Below are 22,074 nucleotides of genomic sequence, written 5' to 3'. Positions count from 1 at the left end.
GCGGCATAATATAAAGTAACGGAGAGATTTATTATGGATTACGAACTTATATATTACACCGCAGGAAGAACTGCTGAGGTGGAGCGTGTTCTTGATAAGAACCTTTCTCAAATGGGACTTTCACATTCGGCGGGAGAGGCGGCAACTACTACATCTGAACTTGCTAACGCACTTGCAAAAAGCCTAAAGAAAAGCCAGCTTATATTTGTTATTGGTGGACTTAACAATGGCTATGACAGTACGGATAAGGTTCTTTCTAAGATTCTTGTGACTAATGATTCTAATGTATTTTCTAAGCGTGTTGACGGAGAGAAAAACAGCGGATATATTATCAGGGCGATAGGTCAGACTATTGTTATTTTGCCTGATGAGCCTGATGAGGTTTCTAACATTTTAAAAAATGGAATTATATCAGATTTGGCAATAACATATTCTTTAAAGGCACCTAAAGAAGAAGCAGACAATGTAGAGGATATTATGCAAAATCTTGATGAAAGCCTTTCAGGGGTACGAAGAACTCGTCTGATTTCGGCTCCGCCTAAGCCTAAGCTTTATAAACGCAGTCGCAGAGCAAAGGTTATTATAGGAATATTGATTGCATTGGGAGCGATTCTTGCTATATCAGCCGCAGTTATTGCAGTTATTTACTATTTTATTCCATATTCAACAAATGCTTAACATATTAAAAAGCGTAGAAAAGAGGTAAAGTCTATTGCAGGCTTTACCTCTTTTCTTATAGGAAATGGATCTATTAGAAAGAAAATATCTTATTATAACAGTTAATAATCCCCTGAAAAATATCAAATTCAAGGTTTTAGCTAAGATTTGATTTTTAGGGGTCCTTGAGATGGTTCCCTACGAAAAAATTCCGGCGGAATGTTTTTCTGCCCTCCTGCACTTTGAGGAGTATAAAGAGTTTCGCTCTCTGCGGAGAGCAACCAAAAATTCCGCTTTAAGTGACTACCTTTGAAAACTGCAAATCTAAAATAGTTTGATTGATAAATAACTTAGACGCGAATAGCAGTTAAGAATTTATCAAAAAAGTTAGAACGCACCTTGGGAGAGGTGGCTCAACGCAAAAGGCTCAAACAAAATTTTTAATTTCTATTAAACTTACATTATATTAGTGTTACAAAATTGCTATTTACATAGCCTTGAAGTCCGTTATAGGTTATGAGATACCATGAACCCTCTGTACCTAAAATTGTAAGAATTGCACCACGAGGTGCTTGACCTATAACTTGAGCACTGGTTGATGGTTGATTTCTTATGTTGAGAGCGGTATTTTGTGTTGTAACTCTGCCTTGACTGGGAGCAGTTGGTTCTTCTTCAAGCACACCGAGAAAATCAGTTACAGATGCGGATAAATTTTCGGCTATGGCGGAAATGTTATCACGAATCCATTGTGCCTCTTCCGGATTATCATGATAACCTACTTCGATAAGAATAGCCGGTGCTCTCGTTCGGACAATTTCTGCAAGCGATGTTGTAGGAATGGTTTTTACAAGCTCAGGATATGGATAAACCAACTTATAGTTATTTGCAAAAATTGTTGCGGCTCGAGTTCCTTGACTACTTGCGGCTGAATAATATATGTCGGCTCCTTTGACATTACCTGCATTTGATGGAGGAGCGGCATTTGAATGTATAGCAAGATGAAGATTGTAATTTCCTGCATTAGATTGTGCAATAGCCTGAGAAAGAGTTTTTTCGGGACTATTTCTGCCGACCTCGATTCCACTTGAGGTTAGAATAGGAACCATTTCATCGGCAATTAAATTCATATAATATTCTTCGTTTCCGCCATTTACATAGGGATTGTATTCTTGAAGCGACGGACTTAGAAAAACACTTGGCATAAAATCTCTCCTTTAATCTTATAAACTATAATATGAATATTAGCCTGAAATGTTTATTATTCTATTTTTGAGAGAATTTCAGCAGCACTTTTATTATGTGGGCGTATGAAACGATGCAATTCGTGCAAATCGTCTTCACTTTTTATATGGTTAAGTTTTTCTGAACAGTCAAAACTTGCGCGGAAACCTAATTCTTTGATGATGTCCGGAGAACTTTTAGAAATTGCACCATATGGATAGATAAAAGCCGTTGGGGTTATGTTTAATTCGGCTTTCATTCTCTCATTAAATTTTTTCAAATCTTCTGAAAGATTTTTTCGATATTCTTCATCGGATTCACCGATTTTTTGGCTTGCACCAACTCTGCCTATTGATGCGTGCATATTATATGTATGGTTTTGGATTTCTACTAAGCCTGAATCTGACATTTCACGAAGTGTATTCCAATCAGCTTGTGCATATGCTGGATTTTTATCTCCGTTTTTGCTATATTCATAAATACACTTTCCGATAGGTGAAAGAATCATTTTTGCGTTATATTTCTTTAATAGTGGAAAAGCATAGGTATAGTTATTAAGGCAACCATCATCGAAAGTTATCATAATTAGCTTTTCAGGAAGAGCTTTGCCATTATCAAAATATTCGAGCAAGTCGGCAACAACTATTGTTTCATAACCTTTTTCTTTTAGATATTTAAGGTCGGATTCAAATTAATTGGGAGATATTACATATTTGTTTTGTGCGGAGTTATCTTTTCTTATGCCGTGATACATAAGTATGGGTAATTTGATTTCTTTAGCAGATGATGTAGATGCTACAAGACTTGTTGGTTTTGAACCAGCAAAAATACATATAGTTATTGCACTTATAATGCAAATTGCAATAGCAAAAGGCAAAATTAAATGCTTTAGTTTTAATGATATAAACATAGGATATACGCTCCTTGGCTATGTTGTTAAATTTATATTCAAAGGAAAAAGTTATTATGATTTTTTGACAAAATAAAAAATTATAAAAAATTACGAAAAAGACTTTACAAATTGAAGCTTATATGTTATATTATAAAAGAAATCAGTAATGATTATCATTTTTCAGAGGTCTGGTTATGAATCGTACAAATTACAGTGCCAAGCGTGAGGCTATATATAGTGCAATATGCTCGACAAAAACTCACCCTGACGCAGAATGGATTTACAATAAAGTTAAAATTGATTTTCCAAATATTAGTCTTGGAACAGTTTATCGTAATCTGGTTATGCTAAGGAATGAGGGGAAAATTATTTCTCTCGGGGTAGTTAAGGGCTGCGAACGCTTTGACGGAAATGTTCGTGAACATTCGCATTTTATATGTACTGAATGTGGAAGAATAATTGATGTTAGCAGAAACTTTGCTTTGCATATAAGCAATCTTGATGAACTTGTTCAGAAAGAGCTTGGCGTAAAAGTAGAAAGTCACGACCTTGCTTTTTACGGAAAATGTGATTTGTGCAGAGAGGGTCAAGAAAAATAGCGTTCATTATCCAGAAGGATATGATATAAAAACAAATTATATAATTGGAGGTAATTTTAAATGAAAAAGTTTGTATGTCAGGTATGCGGTTATGTTTATACAGGTGATGAGGCTCCAGAGCAATGCCCAGTATGTAAGGCACCTAAGGAAAAATTTAAGGAAGTTAAGGGCGAGGCTTCTTATGCAACGGTTCACGAGGTTGGCTGTGCTAAGGGAGTAGACAAGGTTATTTATGATGACCTCGTTGCTAATTTTAACGGCGAATGTTCAGAGGTAGGTATGTATCTTGCAATGTCAAGAGTTGCTGACAGAGAGGGTTATCCTGAAATCGCAGAAGCTTTCAAGAGATATGCTTTTGAAGAAGCAGAACATGCAGCAAAGTTTGCAGAGCTTCTTGGTGAAGTTGTAACAGACAGCACAAAGAAAAACCTTGAGATGCGTGTAGACGCTGAGGCCGGTGCTTGTGCAGGTAAATTTGAGCTTGCTAAACTTGCTAAGGCTCAGAACCTTGACGCTATCCACGATACAGTTCATGAGATGGCTAAGGACGAGGCAAGACACGGTGCAGGTTTTGCAGGACTTCTCAAGAGATATTTCGGCGAATAATTTAATATTAAACTAATTTGGGTTGGCACATATTGTGTCAACCCATTTTTTATGACTTTAAAACATTAAAAATTTACACTCTTGTTATAGTTACTTAAAATTTGTAACATAGTTAAAAATTTATTGACTTGTTTTTATAAAGATGTTATTATAAAAGTATAATAGTTGAAACGGGGAATTTCCGATGGCTTAATTTATATCCCGAAAATCCTAATATTCCATTGTTGAAAGAAAAAATATAAGGAGGAATTTATATGAGTAAAAGGGTAATGGCAATTTTGTTGATGTCTGCACTGGCATTTTCACTTGCTTGTGGCTGTAAAAATAATGGTACTAAAAGCACAAGCAGTACGGCTTCTAAAACGGAGAGTTCTATAAGCTCAAGTACAGAAAGTAGTAAGCAAAGTGAATCAAAAACAGAAAGCAGTAAGCAGAGCGAATCGAGTATTGATAAAGATTATGAAGAAATGATGAGCTATGTAAATAAACTTTCTCCTGAGCTTACATATGAGCAGGTACTTGAAATTTTGGGAGAGCCTGATGAAAGATATGGTTCTGGAATAAATAGAGATTGTTATAATTTCGGTAAATATACTTTAAGAATAATAGACTTTAATGCTGGTGCTGAAATATATAATAGTGAAACTAAAAAAGCTACTACAATATATTATAGTGGACTATAAATTTAAATAACTGGAGAGGGGACATTTATATGAGTAAAAGGGTAATGGCAATCTTGTTAATGTCTGCACTGACATTAGCAATTGCTTGCGGCTGTAAAAATAATGATACTGAAAGCACAAGCAGTACGGCTTCTAAAGTAGAAAGTTCTGTAAGCTCAAGCACAGAAAGTAGTAAGCAAAATGACTCAAAAACAGAGAATAGTAAGCAGAGCGAATCGAGTATTGATAAAGATTATGAAGAAATGATGAGCAATGTAAATAGGCTTTCACCGGAACTTACATATGAGCAGGTACTTGATATTTTTGGAAAACCTGATGAATATTATAGACCTGATGCAGATTTAGGTTCTGGATTAAATATGGATTGCTATAATTTTGGTAAATATACTCTAAGAATAATAAACTTTAATGCTGGTGCTGAAATATATAATAGTGAAACTAAAGAAACTACTAAAATATATTAAATAAATGAACGAAAATATATAATATAACAATCTAAATAAATTATAAACTATAAATTATGTGAAAACTGCCAAAAACAAAAAAAGCTATTGACTTTTTAAGACCACTGGTATATACTAACACTTGTAAACAGCAATGGCGCTGTAGAACGACAAAAGGTTCTACAGCGTCATTTTTTATTCAGAAAAAACTTACAAAGGATAGGTGTTGAGTAATGTCAAGTGTACCTGAGATGTTTGGAAGTCTTGTTTTCAACGACTCTACTATGAAAGAAAGATTGCCTAAAGATATTTATAAGGCATTCAAAAAGACTATTGATGAGGGAAAACCTCTTGATTTGACTATCGCAAATGCAGTTGCTAATGCTATGAAGGATTGGGCAGTAGAAAAGGGTGCAACCCATTACACACACTGGTTCCAGCCTATGACTGGCATTACTGCTGAAAAGCATGATAGCTTTATCTCTCCTGTTGGCGATAAGGTTATTATGGAATTCTCTGGCAAGGAACTTATCAAGGGCGAGCCTGACGCATCAAGCTTCCCATCAGGCGGTATCCGTGCTACTTTTGAAGCAAGAGGATATACAGCTTGGGACCCTACTTCATATGCGTTTATTAAGGACGGTTCACTTTGCATTCCAACAGCTTTTTGCTCATACACAGGTGAGGTTCTTGATAAGAAAACTCCGCTTCTCCGTTCTATGGAGGCTATCAATACACAGGCTCTTAGAATTCTTAAACTTTTCGGCAACACAGAGGCTAAGAGAGTTATTACAACAGTTGGTCCTGAGCAGGAATACTTCCTCATTGATAAGGAAATGTATAAAAAGCGTAAAGACCTTATCTACTGTGGAAGAACACTTTTCGGTGCAAGACCTCCTAAAGGTCAGGAACTCGAGGACCATTACTTCGGCGTAATTAAGCCAAGAGTTTCTGCTTATATGAAGGAGCTTGATGAAGAGCTTTGGAAGCTTGGCATTCTTGCTAAAACAAAGCATAACGAAGTTGCTCCTGCACAGCACGAGCTTGCTCCTATTTTTACTACATCAAATGTTGCAACTGACCACAATCAGCTTACAATGGAGATGATGAAGAAGGTTGCTGACCGTCATGGTCTTGTTTGCTTGCTCCACGAGAAGCCATTCGCAGGCGTAAACGGAAGTGGTAAGCACAATAACTGGTCAATGTCCACAGACCTCGGAGAGAACCTTCTTGAGCCAGGCAAGAAGCCAAGTGAAAATAAGCAGTTCCTTCTCTTCCTTGCAGCTGTTATCAAGGGTGTTGATGAATATCAGGACCTCCTCAGAATTTCTGTTGCAAGTGCAGGCAATGACCACCGTCTTGGTGCTAACGAGGCTCCTCCTGCTATTATTTCTATCTTCCTCGGTGATGAACTCAAGGATATTCTTGATGCTATCGAGGTTGGTGAGGAATATCACGCACAGGGCAGAGCAATTATGGATACTAAGGTTTCTGTTCTTCCTAACTTCTATAAGGATACAACAGATCGTAACAGAACTTCACCATTCGCATTTACAGGCAATAAGTTTGAATTCAGAATGGCTGGTTCAGCTGAAAACATCGGCTGCCCTAACGAAATGCTCAACACAATCGTAGCAGAAGAACTTGAGCAGTTCGCAGATGTTCTCGAAAAGGCAGACGATTTTGATAAGGCTGTTATCGACCTTGTCAGAAAGACATATCAAGAGCATAAGAGAATCGTATTCAATGGCAACAACTACTCTGAAGAGTGGGTTGAAGAGGCAGAAAGAAGAGGTCTTTATAACCTCAGATCTATGCCGGAGGCTATGCCTCATTATGTTGCTGAGAAGAACCTCAAGCTCTTTAAGAAACACGGAATCTTTACTGAGGCAGAGGTTCGTGCAAGATATGAGATTCAGCTCGAAAACTACTCTAAGATTATCAACATTGAAGCTCTTACAACACTTGATATGGCTAAGAAGGACATCGTTCCTGCTGTTGTTAAGTATTTGAAGCTTCTTGCTGATTCTGCAAGTGCAATGAAGTCTATTGACAGCGATATTTGCACTTGTGCAGAAACAGAGCTTCTTAAAAAGCTTTCTGCACTTCTCACAGACTTTACTAAGAAGATTGATGTTCTTGATAAGGCTGTTGTTGGTGCTAAGGATTACACAGATGTTCAGGAGCTTGCTAACTACTATAGAAATTCTGTATTTGCGGCAATGCAGGAGCTTAGAGCAGTAGCTGACGAGATGGAATCAAATATGTCTGCTGAATACTGGCCATATCCATCATACGGAAAGTTGCTTTTCAGCGTCTGATTTAGAGCTACATATAAAAGGGGTAACTCTATATAAATGAGATGATAAAATGCGGAGTTTTTGCTACCGCATTTTATTATACAATATTTTGGAATTTTTAATATTTAAGAATTCTAAAAATGAGAGGGGAAATAGATTATGGGCGAATATTCTGCTGTAAATACCATATGGGTATTAGTGGGTGCGGCACTTGTTTTTTTCATGCAGGCAGGCTTCGCAATGGTCGAAACAGGTTTTACGAGGGCAAAAAACGCCGGTAACATCATTATGAAAAACTTGATGGACTTCTGTATCGGCACACCACTTTATTGGCTGGTTGGTTTCGGAATAATGTTTGGAACATCTTCGGCATTTTTCGGAAACATTGACCTCTTTGCGGTAGGAGGTTACAGCGGTGCATATGACAGCATACTTCCTGACGGAGTTCCGTTATATGCATATATGATTTTCCAGACAGTTTTCTGTGCAACATCAGCAACAATCGTTTCCGGTGCTATGGCAGAAAGAACTAAATTCAGTGCTTATTGCGTATATTCAGCAATCATCAGCTTGATTATTTATCCGATTTCAGGTCACTGGATTTGGGGCGGCGGTTGGCTTGCACAGCTTGGTTTTCACGATTTTGCAGGTTCTACAACAGTTCATATGGTTGGCGGTGTTGCAGCACTTGTTGGTGCAATCTTCCTTGGACCTCGTATTGGTAAGTATGGCAAAGACGGCAAGCCAAGAGCAATTCCAGGTCATAGCTTGACACTTGGTGCTTTGGGTGTATTCATTCTTTGGTTCTGCTGGTTCGGATTTAACGGTGCTTCAACTGTTTCTATGACAGGTGATGACACAATCGCAAATGCAGGTTTGGTTTTCTATACAACTAATCTTTGCACAGCAGTTTCTACAATTACAGTTATGTTTATTACTTGGGTTAAATATAAGAAGCCTGATGTCTCTATGACATTGAACGGTTCTCTTGCAGGACTTGTTGCTATTACTGCCGGTTGTGATACAGTTGAACCTTGGGCTGCTGCTGTTATCGGTGTAATTGCAGGTTTCGTAGTAGTATTTGGTATTGAATTTATTGATAAGGTTTGCAAGGTTGATGACCCTGTTGGTGCAGTTGGTGTTCACGGCATGTGCGGCTTTGTCGGAACAATCTGCGTAGGTATTTTCTCTAATGGCTACAGCACAAAGGGAAAGGGTCTTGTATATGGTGAATTCGAATGTTTAGGCATTCAGTCACTTGGTGCGGTTGTAGTTGCACTTTATGTAGCAGTTGCTATGACAATCGTATTCTTCGTAATTAAGCACACAATGGGACTTCGTGCCTCAAGAGAAGAGGAAATTAAGGGTCTTGACATTACAGAGCATGGCTTGGTAAGCTCTTATGCAGACTTTATGCCGAATGTATCTTCTGTTGCTCTTGATGATACAGATGCCGACGCTGGCGAAGTTCCTGTTAGCGAGGCTGTTCCTGTACAGGTTGCATTTACTCCTAAGGAAAAGAACACAGTCACAGCTTCTGATGTTAAGCTTTCTAAGATTGACATTGTTCTCAAGCAATCTAAGTTTGAAGACCTCAAGAATGCACTTAATGAAATCGGTGTAACAGGTATGACAGTAACTCAGGTTCTCGGCTGTGGTGTACAGAAGGGTAAGACTGAATACTATCGTGGTGTTGAGGTTGAGATGAACCTTCTTCCTAAGGTTCAGGTTGAAATTGTTGTTTGCAAGGTTCCGGTTAAGGCTGTTATTGATGCGGCAGTAAAGGCACTTTATACTGGACATATTGGCGATGGTAAGATTTTCGTATATGATGTTGAAGATGTTGTCAAGGTAAGAACCGGTGAAACAGGTTGCGACGCACTTCAAGGCGAAGACGATATCTGATTATCGTATTTAGGGTACTTACATATACTTTTTTGAATAAATTTGCGGTAAGCTTGCTCTTGGGTTACTACTCAAGGGCAAGCTTCATTTTTGCAGAATATTTTGTAAAATATTTTGAAAAAAGCCTTGACTTTTTATTGATGGTTTGGTATAATATCATTCGTTGACAAGAGATGTCAGAAAAACTTGATATTTGCGAGTGTGCTGGAATTGGCAGACAGGCACGTTTGAGGGGCGTGTGTTTTACGACGTACGGGTTCAAGTCCCGTCACTCGCACCAAAAAATAGACCAAGTATTTATTCAATACTTGGTCTATTTTTTGAGAAAGTATTTTAAAGCAAATATGGCAATAAATTATTTTCAAAAAAATCGAGCATATCACCTACATCATTAGTGTTACGCCACATATAATAATTTTTTGTATAATCTTGAAACCAGTATGCAATTTCTCTATTTCTTCGTGGATCACGAGTAATATCACCTACTATTACAAGCCAAAAAGGAAGTATTTCTTCTGAAAGACCACCAGTTTCTCTAATTACTTTCATTAATCCTGGAGTAAAATACTTGCAGCTACGTTCATGAGCATTTCCTCTACCAGCTTGCATATTTGTTGTTTCAACCCAACCGTCTTGTCTTTTTATTTCACCAAAAAGAATTTTACCATTAGTGAGATTGCGAACAGCAAAGTCCATACTAATACCCCATTTGTATTTCACCTTACCATTAGCATTTTTTGCTGTAACATCAATGTCATAGATTTTGCTTCTTGTTTCAGGAGAAAGCGGATATGTAGAATAAATATCTCCAAATTCATTAGGATGCCTATCAACAAGAAATTGATTCGGATATGCTCCATTTAACGCAGATTGAAGGGATGTCTGGAACAATTCTTCGATTTTCAATGCTTTTGCACCACTTATAGTTTGCCAATTTGCACGTTTTCTTAATTCTTGTGTTGACATATTTATTCTCCTTTTTTACAAACCTCTGAACAATTCCTCTAATGAAATATTAAATCCATTTGCAATTTTTTTGATATTTTCAAGAGAAATATTTCGTTTACCACTTTCAACAGAGGCATAGTACGTTCTATCCATATTAATTAGTAATGCAAATTTTTCTTGACTAATGTCTTTGTTCTTGCGAAGTTCTTTAATGCGTTCTCCAAATTGTTTCTTTAACATCATGCTATCCTCCTTTTTAAATCATTTTATAGTATATGATGCAAATAGTTCAACGGTTTATGAGTCACACTTTTGTTGACGTTTTGATTTCTATATGATATAATAATAAAAAATGTGAGAGGTATATTAGAAAATGAATGAAACATCAGTTACTGGATATTCAAAATATAATCCTGAAGCTCAAAAAAGAAAAAAAATAAACCCTTTGAAGGAACTATATCCTGAACTTCCATGTGAAAAATATGATATAATATATGCTGATCCACCTTGGGACTATGGTGGAAAAATGCAATATGATAAAACGAGCATTAAGAGTGAAAATATTGGTTTTCAACATGATGTGTTTATTAGTGCCGCTAATTTTAAGTATCCAACCCTAAAACTTAAAGAATTGAAAGAATTAGATGTTGCCTCCATTTCTGCTGACGATTGTATTCTGTTTATGTGGACAACTGGACCACAAATGGCAAATTCTATTGAACTTGGTGAATCGTGGGGGTTTAAATATAAAACTGTAGCTTTTGTATGGGATAAACAAGTACATAATCCTGGTAGATATACACTTTCACAAACAGAGTTTGTTTTAGCATTTAAGAAAGGACGTTTTCCAACACCTCGTGGTGCAAGAAATGTTCGACAATTGGTTTCTATACATCGCAGTGTTCATAGTGAGAAACCAGAAGTAATTATTTCTGGTATTACAAAAATGTTTCCTGAACAAAAAAAGATTGAACTTTTTGCACGCAAAAATTATTCTGGTTGGGATAACTGGGGATTAGAAATTCCAAATAGCAAAATTAAAATTATTTCAAAAGGAGATCTAATTTAATATTCAAAATTAAATCAAAAGTTTTATAAAACTTTATGTAATATAAAATCGAAAAATATAATTGAACAAAACCTTTATCATTAAGTTACTTTTATAGCCGAATTATTATAGTGATTTTTATATATAATTATTGAAGTATACACAGACGCCCTTACAGCAATTAAACTGTAAGGGCTTTTGTATATAACTTAGAATTTATGATTGTGTAATGCCTTGACAAATTGCGGGTCAAAGTGATTTACGATTTCGCTATGTCCTATATCCATAGATGCGATTTTGTCCATATCTTCTTGTGAAAGTGTGAAATCGAATATATCGAAATTTTGCTTTATTCTATCTTTGTGTACCGACTTAGGAATGACTACAACACCTCGCTGAATATTCCAACGCAAAGCAACCTGCGCGGCTGTTTTATTGTATTTTTTGCCAATCTCTGTGAGAATTGAATTGCTGAAAAAATTGTTTAAGCCTTCATTGAAAGGTGCCCAAGCTTCTGGAATTACATCATATTCTTTCATTGTTTCGAGGTTAAGCTTTTGTTGGAAGAATGGGTGCATTTCTACTTGGTTAATCATTGGCTTTATCTCGAATGTTTCGCAAAGGTCTGCCAAAACATGAGGATAGCAGTTAGCCATACCGATTGCCTTTAGTTTGCTATCTTTGTATAGCTTCTCTAAGCCTTTCCAAGCGTTGATATAATCGCCCATAGGCTGATGAAGTAACATAAGGTCAATATAATCTACACCAAGACGCTCAAGAGATAATTCCGTAGCTTTGATAGCTTTATCATAAGAAAAATCTTGAATCCATAGTTTTGTGGTGATGAAGATTTCTTCTCTTGCGATGCCGCTTTCCTTTATAGCATCTCCGACAGCTTTTTCATTCATATAAGCCTGAGCTGTATCAATCAATCTGTAACCAGCTTTGAGTGCTGTTAATACAGCTTGTTTTGCGTTATCATAATTTGGAATTTGAAATACTCCAAAACCAAGCATTGGAATTTTTATACCGTTATATAATTTTGTGTATTCCATAGTGATTTTCCTTTCTTTAGTTAATATAAGTTTGATAATAGTTTTTAGTCTGTAATAGTTTTGAAAAGACTTGAGAACAAAGATGCTCCGTCAGGGAACCCCCTGCGAGGGTTTCCTACGAAAAACATTCCGTGGGACACACTACATAAAGAAGGTGTCCCACCGGACTAAGATAATTCAGGTTTTATGCTGTTTTCTTTTGTTGTTGTTTTTCTGCCATATGGCGTTGGTAATCGGCTTCCAAATCTTCCGGTCTGAGCGGCTTGATGATGCCTACGCCGTTGTAGTAGATGTCGATAATTTGATAACGCTTGCCGTCGAGGTAGTGAGCGGCTGATACAACGATTTTGTCGATGAACTCGTGAACAAGCTCACCTGTCAGCTCGGTCGGTTCGGTGATTCTCTTTACCTTTTGAACAAATTTTTGCAGATTAACCGTCTTATCGGTTTCGGCTTCAAGATAGCTCTCCATTTCGGAGAGCTTTTCTTTTAGCTCTTTCTGCTCGGCTTCGTAGGTGTTGCTCAAGGTTTCAAAGCGTTCATCGCTCAGCTTACCTTTGATGTTATCCTCATAGATACGCTGTATCAGTTTGTCAATCTCGGCTATACGCTTCTTGGCTTTTTCAAGCTCTCGGCGTTTGGATGTCAGCTCTTTCTTCTTGTCAGCGTCGTAACTTTCAAGCTGCTTACGGACAAATTCTTTCTCAAAAGCCTGAATGTTTAGAAACACTCGCCGCATACTTTCAAGAACAAGGCTTGTCAACGTTCTCTCGCCGATGTAGTGAGAGGTACAGGTGTCTGGATTCTTGGAATAGCTTGAACATATAAAGTGCGGTGGGTCTCGCCGTTCCTTCTTGCCTGACTGATAATACATTTTCTGTCCGCAATCCTCGCAGAATACCAATCCCGAAAAGATACTGACCTTGCCTGTTCGTGTTTGACGGTGTCGGCTTTCCCGAATCTTCTGAACAAGAGCGAAGGTATCACGGTCAATGATGGCAGGATGGGCGTTCTCGAAGATCACCCAATCACTTTCTGGTCGGTTAACTCGCTTCTTATTCTTGAACGATTTGTTTGTGCTGCGAAAGTTTACGATGTCGCCGCAGTATTCCTGACGCTTCAAGATATTTGCTATCATTGCAGGACACCAGTGATTCGGAACAGATGGTAGTTTGCTACTCTTTCTGCCGATGCTGTTCCAATACTCCGTCGGAGTAAGAACTCTCTCGGCGGTTAGCTTCTTGGCTATCTGCGATGGCCCCATTCCCGATACGCACATTTGAAATATCCGCTTGACAATCTTTGCCGCAGGCTCGTCGATTATCCATTTGTACTTGTCGTTTGGATCTTTCATATATCCATACGGCGGATTGGAGGTCAGTGGCTTGCCGGATTCGCCTTTGCTCTTGAATACCTTGCGTACCTTGTCGCTGGTATTCTTTGCGTGCCACTCGTTAAACCAATCCTGCATAGGTACAAGGTCGCTGATTCCGTTTTTGGTGTCGATATTGTCCATTATGGCTATGTAGCGGATACCCATTCGGTCAAATTCTTCTTCCAACAAGGAACCGACTACCAATCGGTTACGTCCGAGACGGGAATGGTCTTTGACAATCAGCGTTCCGATTTTACCTTCTTCACCGAGCTTCATAATCTCATTGAAGGCAGGTCGGTCAAAGTTCGTGCCTGAGAAGCCGTCGTCTATGAACAGGCGAGTATTTTTGAAACCGTTTTCGGCAGCGTATTGTTGTAAAATTTCTGTTTGATTTTTGATTGAGCCCGATACGCCTTCGTTCTCGTCATCACGAGATAGTCGGCAGTACAAGGCGGTTATTTTGTCTTTATCTGACTGTTTACTCATTATGCTTCTTTCCACAGTCGGATAAGTCTTGTAGGATGATTTTATTATATCATATCCGACTGTTAAATTCAATACTTTAAAGTGTTAAATCGAATCTTTTTCTACAAGGTTTTCAATTCTCTGTAGAATTGTCTTGTCGGCGTTCTCATCAAAATGCGTCCTGACTACATATGTTGTGTTGTCAACGTCCTGCGTGTAACGCAGGGGCTCGACGAATTGCTCGTACTTGAAGTAGTTCATACGCTGCTTGGCGGTCATCTGACTTAGCTTGTCATAGTAAGAGTTAAGCAGATTATCGAGAGCGTCGTCTAATTCTGTCCGTATGTTGAGACGATTACCGTGTTCGTCGTAGTATCTGATCATAAAGTGTCACCTTCCTTTCTTGATTATGGTTTTCTCACAACAGGTCTTAGGGTGTCCCTAACAAGTGCTGAAATTCCGAGGGGATTTCTCAGCAACAACCGCTTGTGGAAACAAACGGTCTGCTTGCTGAGATAATACACGGCGGTTTCGGCAAGCACTGTTTGTGGTTACAAACAGTATGCTTGCTGAGACGCATCTCGGAAGTTCAGCAGTACCGTTCGGCTCCTGTGGGAGTACGAATGGTCTGCTTGCTAAGATTGTACATTCATATCTTAGCAACCGTGTTTGTTCCGCCTGTGGATACAAACGCACTGCTTGCTAAGATTCTGCATTATTGATCAGCTTTCTAAAAAACTGTCAACAGATCTGTCACCCTAAATGTCACTATGGTTGTCTGAGATTGAAAATCTCGATGATTCTTCTTTGGTTAGTCCGTCTGAAATATATCACTATACCGTCACGACATTTTAAGCGGTACCAGTATTTGTTCAGCAGTTTGGTAACCGTATTCGGCGGCGTTGTGGTGTCATTCATTTCGGTAAGTAGGTCGGTAGCCGTTCCAAGCCAATGAGTTTTTTCGTTTGTAAATGCTCTCAGCTTTCCGAAAAAAGGGTGCTCTTCGGTCAGGATTGGATAGCCTTCACGGATGGGCTTCGCCATAGCGGCGGCTACGACATCATCTTCTTTTGCCATCATTTCCTCCTTTCTGCCACCGTTACGGTGACGTTTTTATAAATAGTTCCCTGCTCAGTTCGCCGCAAGCGGCAACGAGCGATGGGTTTACGAAACAATACAAAAATTATTGTTCCGTATGGGTTTGCCGCTTTACCCGAATGTCGTTCCTGCGCCGGATTTTCACCGGAGCGTCGTATCGCTCGCTTACGGTCATCGCAATATCATATCCCATTCGGACGGTCATTCAGTTGTATTTTGACACGACAAAAAGCCAAGTCACACAAGGCTCTTTCCTCAACTTCAAAAGGGTAAACTACCCCCTTGGTTGAGAAGCCTCATGTAACTTGACTTTAAATTTTCCGATTAAATTTTTGAAAAATTAAAGCGCTTATTTGTACTGCCGTTCACTAAAATAAGCTAAACTCAAATGACTAAAAACAGAACGGAGCCGGCACTTCTGTCAGCGTACCGATACCTTATAGCGCATCTTTGGCTTTGCGCTGCCCGCAGGTGATGTTCCTGCGCTCGTCAGCTCTTTACACTCATAAGTTCATCACTATTCAGTTGCCGCACACAATCTGTGAACAGATTTGTGTACAGTAATAATTATAACAAACATTCGTTTGGTTGTCAAGCGAATTTAGAAAATTCGTTCGACAAATGTTAGCGCATTTAAGATGTCACGTCTAAACAAGCAGTGCGTTTTTACTTCTACCGAGAAAAACACGTTTGTTAGGGACACATAAGACCTATAAAAAATTCTCTTTTTCGTTTTTATGTCTGTTAATTTGTTTTATTATATGATATGATAGAATTATCAATCATCAAGGGGCGATAGTATGAGCGCTAAGAATCAATTTGACTGGATAGCATTTTATGAGGAGTTTGCAGATAAGCTACTTGCATATAAGGACAATCGGCAGGAGCTGATTGAAAAAATAAAGCAGGTTTATGAGGTTACAGGGATAAAACTGCCGACACTCGAACGCAACGAAAATGGTGATAATGAGATTGTAGACATTGATCCATTTACAACGTTCGGCTTATTCAATAAAGGAATCACTAACGCAAACAGAGTTAAAATCATTACAGCCATAAAGGATTTGTTTGAAGTTTCTTCGCCTGTACCTACATACTTTGATGGTATTCCCGTGTTGAACAATCAGATGGCTACATTCTATTGGTTTGGCAACGGTCGTGGTGAACACGATATTGATAATCTTTGGGATGTTTTCGATTATGCTATCGCACTTTCAAAGTCAGACTCACCTGAACTCAGAGAGAAGTTTTCCGATTCATTTAATACTTCCCTTTCCCAGAAGGGCGTAAAGTGGAATTTGTCAATGGGCTTATACTGGATTCGTCCCAACAGATTTTTGAATTTGGATTCTCGCAACAGATGGTTTATCATAAACAACGACAGCATGCCTGAATCTGTTGTGGCAAGGGTAAAAAATCTGAAATCTATGCCCGAAGCAGAAGAATATCTCGCTATATGTGACGAGTGCCTTTCCTATATTCATTCCGATAATTCTCCCTATGATTCACTTTCCGCTTTATCATTTAGCGCTTGGAATGTTTCCAAACAGGACGACGGATATGAAAAACTGACGGAAGATTCATCGTCAAATTCCGGCGCTAAATTCTTGCGCTGGTTCAGACCTCTATTGCAGGCGCTCAAAGATTTAGGCGGCTCTGCGACTCCGAAAGAAGCACGAAAGAAAATTATAGAAAATGAAAAGTTGACCGAGGAAGAAACAAGTGCGGTCATCGGCAAAACGCAAACGCCTGAATTCAACAACGATGTTGCTTGGGCAAGGCAGTACCTTGTCAGAGGAGGTTATTTAGATAACAGCACTCGTGGCGTTTGGAAGCTCACTGAGAGCGGTTGGAGTGTTAATATGACTGATGAATTAGCGTCAGAGATATTCAAGACAATCGTAAAAGAAAATCAACAGGATAAAGAAGATAAAGGCTCAGCTCTCGCTGATGAAGATGTAAATACAAAGCGTTATTGGATTTTCTCGCCTGGCAATAATGCTTCAAAGTGGAGTGAATGTACCGAGAAAGGAATTATGCTCATCGGTTGGGGTGAAATCGGTGATTTGACACGTTTCACTTCAAAATCGGAAATGAAAGCTGCTATGCAGGACACCTACGGTGACAACAAGCCTTACCGCAATGCAGCGCTTGCAACTTGGCAGTTTGCCAACGAGATGAAAACGGGCGATATTGTTTTTGCAAAGCAAGGTATGTATAAAATAATCGGTCGTGGTGTTGTTGAATCCGGTTATATGTTTGATGATAGCAGTGATGATGAGTATAACAACATTCGTAAAGTAAAATGGACAGATATCGGCGAATGGGAGCATCCCGGTCAGGCGGTAATGAAAACGCTGACCGATATTACCCAATATACTGAATATGTTGAAAAGCTCAATGCGATGTTTGATACAGAAGATGATGATGATGATATCGAAGTCGATGAAACACCGCTGAATACCTATACCAAAGAAGATTTCCTCGCAGACGTTTATATCAGCGAAAAGCAGTACGACACTTTAGAAGGACTGCTACGAAAGAAACTAAATGTTATTTTGCAGGGCGCTCCGGGTGTCGGTAAAACCTACGCCGCTAAACGTCTTGCTTATTCGATGATGGGCGTTAAGGATCCCGAGCGTGTACAGTTGGTGCAGTTCCATCAAAGCTATTCCTATGAGGATTTCGTTGAGGGTTTCCGCCCGTCAAGCACAGGAATGAACTTTGAGATTAAAAAGGGCGCATTTTACAACTTCTGCAAAAAAGCGTCCGATGATAAAGAAAACGAGTATTTCTTCATCATAGATGAAATAAACCGTGGTAATCTCAGCAAAATTTTCGGCGAGCTGTTTATGCTGATTGAAGCCGATAAGCGTGGCAATGATATACAGTTGCTATATTCTTCGGATAAGTTTTCTGTTCCGAAAAATGTTTATATTATCGGTATGATGAACACAGCTGACAGAAGTTTGGCGATGATTGACTATGCGCTCCGCAGGCGTTTTGCGTTCTTTGAAATGAAGCCTGCGTTTGAATCCGAGGGCTTTAGAGAATATCAATACGGATTGGAAAACGATAAATTCAACAAACTGATTGATTGCATTATCAGCCTGAATCAGAAGATAGCCGACGATGATTCTCTCGGCGAGGGCTTCTGTATCGGTCATAGCTATTTCTGTGATATTGAGGAGATCAAGGAAAACACACTGACCGATATTGTAGAATTTGAAATCATCCCCTTACTCAAAGAGTATTGGTTTGACGAGCCTTCCAAAGTTAAAGAATGGTCTGACCGTTTGAGGAGTGCTGTCAAGTGATCCCGATTCAAAATATCTACTATATGCTCTCCTACGCTTTTCAAGTGTTGAACGAGCAAGGATATAAAAGCGTGGCGACAGAACATTTTGAGAATGTGGCGGATTTATGCGCCGCAATACTGATTAAAGGCTTGTCAAAGCAACTCAAGCGTGGCTTGATGAAGGACTATATCCCGAAGCGTGAACCGCTGACGGCACTGCGCGGCAAAATGGAAATATCGGAAACACTGAAAACAAATTCCATTATCAAGCGGCAGGTTGTGTGCTCCTACGACGAGTTTTCCGAAAACGCCTATATGAACCGTATCATCAAGACGACAATGTTGTGCCTGATGATAGCGGACGTTGACAAGAGCCGCAAAAAGGAAATGAAAAAGTTGTTGGTGTTCTTGTGGAATGTTGAGCCGCTGCCGATTTACAGTATCAACTGGAATCTGCGCTATGACCGCAATAATCAGACGTACCGTATGCTGGTTTCGATTTGTTATCTGGTTTTGAAGGGCTTGCTGCAAACACAGTCGGACGGCACGACCAGGCTGATGGACTTCCTCGATGAACAGCGTATGCACCGCTTGTATGAGAAGTTTATTCTGGAATATTTCCGCAAGGAACATACGGAACTGACCGTCGGCGCACCGCAAATCCCGTGGCAGCTCGACGACGATTTTAGCGATATGCTGCCGGTTATGCAGTCGGATATCGTGCTCGAAAAAGACGATAACATTTTGATTATCGACGCTAAGTATTACGCCCATTCCACACAGCAGCGGTTTAATAAGGCAACAGTCCATTCGGCAAACCTGTATCAGATTTTTACCTACGTCAAAAATAAACAGGAAGAACTGAAGGACAGGCAAGTAACCGTTTCGGGAATGTTGCTCTACGCCAAAACAGACGAACAAATTGTCCCCGACAACACCTATCAAATGAGCGGCAACCAAATCAGCGTGAAAACGCTGGATTTGAATTGCGGGTTTGATGAGATTCGGGAGCAGTTGGATAGTATTACAACAACCGAGGTAATATATGACAGAATTTGAACGTTTTAAAATAATACACGATGAAATATTTGCAAAAACATATAAAGATACCCTTTATGTATTCCTATGTGGAGGAGCTACTGATAATTGTATTAGAGACAACATACGAATCCATTTAGAAACAAACGGTATACAAGTACTCTATCCTGAAGATTTGTTTATGGAAATGATGAATAAAAACAGAAAATCCAATCTGCTTGATTATGAAAACATATTAGCTAAAAGTGCAGACTCGATTTTACTTATTTGTGAGAGTATGGGTTCAGCAGCAGAACTTGGTGCTTTTGTGCAAAGCGAACAAATACGAAATAAACTAATAATTGGCATAGAAAAAAAGTATCGCCGGCAACATAGCTTTATTATGGATGGTCCTGTAAAAAAACTTCAAACTATAGATAAAGATAGGATACTGATTTTTGATAAATCAAATCTATCGCAATTTAAAAATAGTGTTATTACTCAATATAAAGGATTAAGCAGTAAACGTAAAAAATTCTTTTTCAAAAACACTTGCCCCGATTTCACAATGCTACCTGAATATATTTCTTTTATTCCCTTAATCTTATATTTCTATAAAGAGTATAATCGCAAACAGCTATATAAGAATTTAAAAGAATTAATTAGAAATAAATTTGGCATCCCGAAAGATTATAATGAACTATTCAATGCTTCTTTAAGGTATTTGCATAAACTTGGTATTATATCTGTAAACGGGAATATTAACATAGAAAGGATTATAACCGATCAAGTTTTATCTTTATCAGAAAAAGGATATGTTTCAACCGATAATTTTTTTAGAAAAAGTAACATTCCGTATAAAAATGAGTTGCACGACAAAATAAGATGTGATATACTAAAAGAACAGTTGAATAATTAAAAAATTGTCTCTTTTAGTTTTTACAATATAATGTGTGTTTACATATTTTATTGTTTTGGACGGTGATTCGTCTGTCCTTGGTTTAACGCTTACTCACAATTCGTGATATAAAGCATTTTATTAAAGCACTTGCTTCAATAAAATCTTTATCTCCCGAAAGACTTATGGTAAAAGAGGCAATTTTTTATGCAAAAAAACAATTTACTTCTCATTAATTCTTTAGATATTCCCTATTTTGAAAGTTTAGAAGAGTTTTCAAGAATAATTGGACTAAGCACCAAACTAATCTTTCTTTTAACAAATAAATCAGAAAACTATTATTCCTTTAAAGAAATACCAAAAAAGAACGGTACAAAAAGAAAAATAGCAATTCCTTCTTACACGTTAAAAATCACTCAGCGATGGATTTTGAAAAATATTCTTAATAAAATTCGCCCAAGTGATTATGCAATGGCGTTTAGAAAAAGCTCAAACAATAATAAGTTTGATATAAAAAAGAATGCCTATTATCATTCGGATTCATTATATGGTCTATCAATTGACTTGAGTGATTTCTTTCCGAGTATTACTGCAGCAAAAGTATTTAGTGTTTTTAAAGGCATAGGCTATAACAATACAGCATCAGCAATTCTAACAAACTTATGTACGCTTGAAAGTAAACTACCGCAAGGCGCAGTTTGCTCACCGGCACTATCTAATCTGATATGTATGAGATTAGATAGAAGATTGTTTGGTCTTTGTTCGAAAAGAGGAATACTTTACACAAGATATGCTGATGATATGTATTTTTCTTGTGATAATAAAGGACTTTTGTTAAAACTATTTCCTATCATAGAAAAGATAATAAAAAGTGAAGGGTTTCTTATCAATCGAGATAAACTTCACTATCATACGCCTAAAAACAAACATCTAATCACCGGCGTTGTTATATCTCATTCGAACGACACATCTGAATTAAAAGCTTCGAAAGAATTTAAGCGAAAAATTAGAGCTGAGATTTTTAGATGTATTATGACAGGAAATTATGATAATGCTGCACATATTAAAGGGGAAATTGCTTATGTTTGTTTTATTCAAAGTGAAAACATTCAAGATTATAAGCAATCAATAATCCAATACATAAATCGCACATCAAAAAAGATTGAATACTTTTGCGAATTAGTTGATGCCTACAATGAAAACTTTTTTTACGATGAACAGGAACCCTTAGTATTTTTGGATATTAATAAACTTGAAGTTGATTGCCCTGAAAATGATACCGAGAATTATGACCAGTATTTGTTTGAAACAATCGAAGCGATTTTTCAATACCGCAAGGAATACATAAAAAACAATAACCTTACAGATATCTGTAAATACCAAAACTGGCCAAAAATCATAACAGAAAATGAATTTGATGCTTCAAGTGAAGAAACGCCTTTTTAACACAAACTAACGGCACATCGTCCAGCTAAATGAACAATGTGCCGTTATTGCTTGTTTTGTTATACCTAAATGTAAATTATTTCATTGTTTACTATCTCTGTCGCTTGATTGCGTATATTA

22 protein-coding genes and 1 tRNA gene are annotated in these 22,074 nt (G+C 38.0%); 15 read left to right on the top strand and 8 right to left on the bottom strand.

Going from position 1 to position 22,074, the window contains the following annotated elements; genetic code table 11:
* Window positions 1-33: 33 nt before the first annotated feature.
* Window positions 34-678, top strand: a complete 645-nt coding sequence (locus tag ACLU24_RS08670) for a hypothetical protein (protein ID WP_412611939.1) — start codon at window positions 34-36, stop codon at window positions 676-678.
* Window positions 679-1,118: 440 nt separating this feature from the next.
* Here ACLU24_RS08670 and ACLU24_RS08665 read toward each other — a convergent pair whose 3' ends face one another.
* Window positions 1,119-1,859, bottom strand: coding sequence for an N-acetylmuramoyl-L-alanine amidase (locus ACLU24_RS08665; protein ID WP_412611937.1), 741 nt, complete (start codon window positions 1,857-1,859; stop codon window positions 1,119-1,121).
* Window positions 1,860-1,915: 56 nt separating this feature from the next.
* Window positions 1,916-2,509, bottom strand: a complete 594-nt coding sequence (locus ACLU24_RS08660) for a polysaccharide deacetylase family protein (RefSeq protein ID WP_412611936.1) — start codon at window positions 2,507-2,509, stop codon at window positions 1,916-1,918.
* A 127-nt stretch (window positions 2,510-2,636) separates the two neighbouring features.
* Here ACLU24_RS08660 and ACLU24_RS08655 point away from each other — a divergent pair, with 127 nt between their 5' ends.
* The 8 genes from ACLU24_RS08655 to ACLU24_RS08620 all read left to right on the top strand — a co-directional run bounded on the left by ACLU24_RS08655 (window position 2,637) and on the right by ACLU24_RS08620 (window position 9,586).
* The gene (locus ACLU24_RS08655; RefSeq protein WP_412611933.1) at window positions 2,637-2,864 is read left to right on the top strand and encodes a hypothetical protein; all 228 of its coding nucleotides are present in this window, start codon (window positions 2,637-2,639) and stop codon (window positions 2,862-2,864) included.
* 100 nt (window positions 2,865-2,964) lie between these two features.
* Window positions 2,965-3,369, top strand: coding sequence for a Fur family transcriptional regulator (locus ACLU24_RS08650; protein ID WP_412611930.1), 405 nt, complete (start codon window positions 2,965-2,967; stop codon window positions 3,367-3,369).
* A 60-nt stretch (window positions 3,370-3,429) separates the two neighbouring features.
* On the top strand, window positions 3,430-3,975 hold the full coding sequence (locus ACLU24_RS08645; protein ID WP_022264322.1) for an NADH peroxidase: 546 nt from the start codon (window positions 3,430-3,432) through the stop codon (window positions 3,973-3,975).
* A gap of 254 nt (window positions 3,976-4,229) precedes the next feature.
* The gene (locus tag ACLU24_RS08640; RefSeq protein WP_412611928.1) at window positions 4,230-4,658 is read left to right on the top strand and encodes a hypothetical protein; all 429 of its coding nucleotides are present in this window, start codon (window positions 4,230-4,232) and stop codon (window positions 4,656-4,658) included.
* A gap of 29 nt (window positions 4,659-4,687) precedes the next feature.
* Window positions 4,688-5,122 (top strand): hypothetical protein, encoded by a 435-nt coding sequence (locus tag ACLU24_RS08635; RefSeq protein ID WP_412611926.1) that lies wholly within the window; start codon window positions 4,688-4,690, stop codon window positions 5,120-5,122.
* A 212-nt stretch (window positions 5,123-5,334) separates the two neighbouring features.
* Entirely contained in the window at window positions 5,335-7,422 is a 2,088-nt protein-coding gene (locus ACLU24_RS08630) for a glutamine synthetase III family protein (protein ID WP_412611923.1), read from the top strand.
* Window positions 7,423-7,560: 138 nt separating this feature from the next.
* On the top strand, window positions 7,561-9,306 hold the full coding sequence (locus ACLU24_RS08625) for an ammonium transporter (protein WP_412611921.1): 1,746 nt from the start codon (window positions 7,561-7,563) through the stop codon (window positions 9,304-9,306).
* Window positions 9,307-9,501: 195 nt separating this feature from the next.
* Window positions 9,502-9,586, top strand: a tRNA-Leu gene (locus ACLU24_RS08620).
* Window positions 9,587-9,639: 53 nt separating this feature from the next.
* Here ACLU24_RS08620 and ACLU24_RS08615 read toward each other — a convergent pair.
* Window positions 9,640-10,272, bottom strand: coding sequence for a MunI family type II restriction endonuclease (locus tag ACLU24_RS08615; protein ID WP_412611919.1), 633 nt, complete (start codon window positions 10,270-10,272; stop codon window positions 9,640-9,642).
* Window positions 10,273-10,287: 15 nt separating this feature from the next.
* Window positions 10,288-10,497, bottom strand: a complete 210-nt coding sequence (locus ACLU24_RS08610) for a helix-turn-helix domain-containing protein (RefSeq protein ID WP_412611917.1) — start codon at window positions 10,495-10,497, stop codon at window positions 10,288-10,290.
* A gap of 130 nt (window positions 10,498-10,627) precedes the next feature.
* Between ACLU24_RS08610 and ACLU24_RS08605 the strand changes: the two genes are divergently transcribed.
* Complete coding sequence (locus ACLU24_RS08605; protein ID WP_412611915.1) at window positions 10,628-11,323, top strand: MT-A70 family methyltransferase; 696 nt, start codon at window positions 10,628-10,630, stop codon at window positions 11,321-11,323.
* 188 nt (window positions 11,324-11,511) lie between these two features.
* Here ACLU24_RS08605 and ACLU24_RS08600 read toward each other — a convergent pair whose 3' ends face one another.
* From ACLU24_RS08600 to ACLU24_RS08590, 3 genes are all read right to left on the bottom strand, one after another.
* Entirely contained in the window at window positions 11,512-12,357 is an 846-nt protein-coding gene (locus ACLU24_RS08600; RefSeq protein ID WP_412611913.1) for an aldo/keto reductase, read from the bottom strand.
* A gap of 184 nt (window positions 12,358-12,541) precedes the next feature.
* The gene (locus ACLU24_RS08595) at window positions 12,542-14,218 is read right to left on the bottom strand and encodes a recombinase family protein (protein ID WP_412611910.1); all 1,677 of its coding nucleotides are present in this window, start codon (window positions 14,216-14,218) and stop codon (window positions 12,542-12,544) included.
* Window positions 14,219-14,302: 84 nt separating this feature from the next.
* Window positions 14,303-14,581 (bottom strand): transposon-encoded TnpW family protein, encoded by a 279-nt coding sequence (locus tag ACLU24_RS08590; RefSeq protein WP_412611907.1) that lies wholly within the window; start codon window positions 14,579-14,581, stop codon window positions 14,303-14,305.
* Window positions 14,582-14,744: 163 nt separating this feature from the next.
* On the opposite strand from ACLU24_RS08590, the gene ACLU24_RS08585 reads away from it, so the two are divergent.
* Window positions 14,745-14,903: a hypothetical protein gene (locus ACLU24_RS08585; protein WP_412611905.1), complete on the top strand. Its 159-nt coding sequence runs from the start codon at window positions 14,745-14,747 to the stop codon at window positions 14,901-14,903.
* A gap of 62 nt (window positions 14,904-14,965) precedes the next feature.
* Here the strand turns inward: ACLU24_RS08585 and ACLU24_RS08580 are convergent, their stop codons facing one another.
* Entirely contained in the window at window positions 14,966-15,277 is a 312-nt protein-coding gene (locus ACLU24_RS08580) for a hypothetical protein (RefSeq protein WP_412611902.1), read from the bottom strand.
* Between the two features lie 818 nt (window positions 15,278-16,095).
* Between ACLU24_RS08580 and ACLU24_RS08575 the strand changes: the two genes are divergently transcribed.
* The 4 genes from ACLU24_RS08575 (at window position 16,096) to ACLU24_RS08560 (ending at window position 21,954) form a co-directional block, all read left to right on the top strand.
* A complete protein-coding gene (locus ACLU24_RS08575; RefSeq protein WP_412611901.1) occupies window positions 16,096-18,612 on the top strand; it encodes an AAA family ATPase in 2,517 nt (838 codons plus the stop codon).
* Entirely contained in the window at window positions 18,609-19,652 is a 1,044-nt protein-coding gene (mcrC, locus tag ACLU24_RS08570) for a 5-methylcytosine-specific restriction endonuclease system specificity protein McrC (RefSeq protein ID WP_412611898.1), read from the top strand. Before ACLU24_RS08575 ends, mcrC begins: the two co-directional genes overlap by 4 nt.
* Entirely contained in the window at window positions 19,639-20,529 is an 891-nt protein-coding gene (locus tag ACLU24_RS08565) for a retron St85 family effector protein (protein WP_412611897.1), read from the top strand. The genes mcrC and ACLU24_RS08565 overlap by 14 nt, the downstream gene beginning before the upstream one ends.
* A gap of 186 nt (window positions 20,530-20,715) precedes the next feature.
* Window positions 20,716-21,954: a retron St85 family RNA-directed DNA polymerase gene (locus tag ACLU24_RS08560; protein ID WP_412611896.1), complete on the top strand. Its 1,239-nt coding sequence runs from the start codon at window positions 20,716-20,718 to the stop codon at window positions 21,952-21,954.
* Window positions 21,955-22,074: the final 120 nt, after the last annotated feature.

Origin of the sequence: Pseudoruminococcus sp. (genome assembly GCF_047012705.1) — a bacterium.
In the GTDB taxonomy this organism is placed as follows: Bacteria; Bacillota; Clostridia; order Oscillospirales; family Acutalibacteraceae; genus Pseudoruminococcus.
The sequence above is the reverse complement of the archived record's forward strand: the minus strand, read 5'-3'. Positions and strand labels throughout refer to the sequence as shown.

Bases quoted from the DNA above. Each gene is read 5' to 3' on its own strand.
- ACLU24_RS08670 (WP_412611939.1), top strand. From the start codon at position 34: ATGGATTACGAACTTATATATTACACCGCAGGAAGAACTGCTGAGGTG.
- ACLU24_RS08645 (WP_022264322.1), top strand. From the start codon at position 3,430: ATGAAAAAGTTTGTATGTCAGGTATGCGGTTATGTTTATACAGGTGAT.
- ACLU24_RS08565 (WP_412611897.1), top strand. From the start codon at position 19,639: ATGACAGAATTTGAACGTTTTAAAATAATACACGATGAAATATTTGCA.
- ACLU24_RS08575 (WP_412611901.1), top strand. From the start codon at position 16,096: ATGAGCGCTAAGAATCAATTTGACTGGATAGCATTTTATGAGGAGTTT.
- ACLU24_RS08560 (WP_412611896.1), top strand. From the start codon at position 20,716: ATGCAAAAAAACAATTTACTTCTCATTAATTCTTTAGATATTCCCTAT.
- ACLU24_RS08635 (WP_412611926.1), top strand. From the start codon at position 4,688: ATGAGTAAAAGGGTAATGGCAATCTTGTTAATGTCTGCACTGACATTA.
- ACLU24_RS08665 (WP_412611937.1), bottom strand. From the start codon at position 1,859: ATGCCAAGTGTTTTTCTAAGTCCGTCGCTTCAAGAATACAATCCCTAT.
- ACLU24_RS08605 (WP_412611915.1), top strand. From the start codon at position 10,628: ATGAATGAAACATCAGTTACTGGATATTCAAAATATAATCCTGAAGCT.
- ACLU24_RS08640 (WP_412611928.1), top strand. From the start codon at position 4,230: ATGAGTAAAAGGGTAATGGCAATTTTGTTGATGTCTGCACTGGCATTT.
- ACLU24_RS08650 (WP_412611930.1), top strand. From the start codon at position 2,965: ATGAATCGTACAAATTACAGTGCCAAGCGTGAGGCTATATATAGTGCA.
- ACLU24_RS08590 (WP_412611907.1), bottom strand. From the start codon at position 14,581: ATGATCAGATACTACGACGAACACGGTAATCGTCTCAACATACGGACA.
- ACLU24_RS08595 (WP_412611910.1), bottom strand. From the start codon at position 14,218: ATGAGTAAACAGTCAGATAAAGACAAAATAACCGCCTTGTACTGCCGA.
- ACLU24_RS08655 (WP_412611933.1), top strand. From the start codon at position 2,637: ATGGGTAATTTGATTTCTTTAGCAGATGATGTAGATGCTACAAGACTT.
- ACLU24_RS08610 (WP_412611917.1), bottom strand. From the start codon at position 10,497: ATGATGTTAAAGAAACAATTTGGAGAACGCATTAAAGAACTTCGCAAG.
- ACLU24_RS08600 (WP_412611913.1), bottom strand. From the start codon at position 12,357: ATGGAATACACAAAATTATATAACGGTATAAAAATTCCAATGCTTGGT.
- ACLU24_RS08580 (WP_412611902.1), bottom strand. From the start codon at position 15,277: ATGATGGCAAAAGAAGATGATGTCGTAGCCGCCGCTATGGCGAAGCCC.
- ACLU24_RS08630 (WP_412611923.1), top strand. From the start codon at position 5,335: ATGTCAAGTGTACCTGAGATGTTTGGAAGTCTTGTTTTCAACGACTCT.
- ACLU24_RS08625 (WP_412611921.1), top strand. From the start codon at position 7,561: ATGGGCGAATATTCTGCTGTAAATACCATATGGGTATTAGTGGGTGCG.
- ACLU24_RS08615 (WP_412611919.1), bottom strand. From the start codon at position 10,272: ATGTCAACACAAGAATTAAGAAAACGTGCAAATTGGCAAACTATAAGT.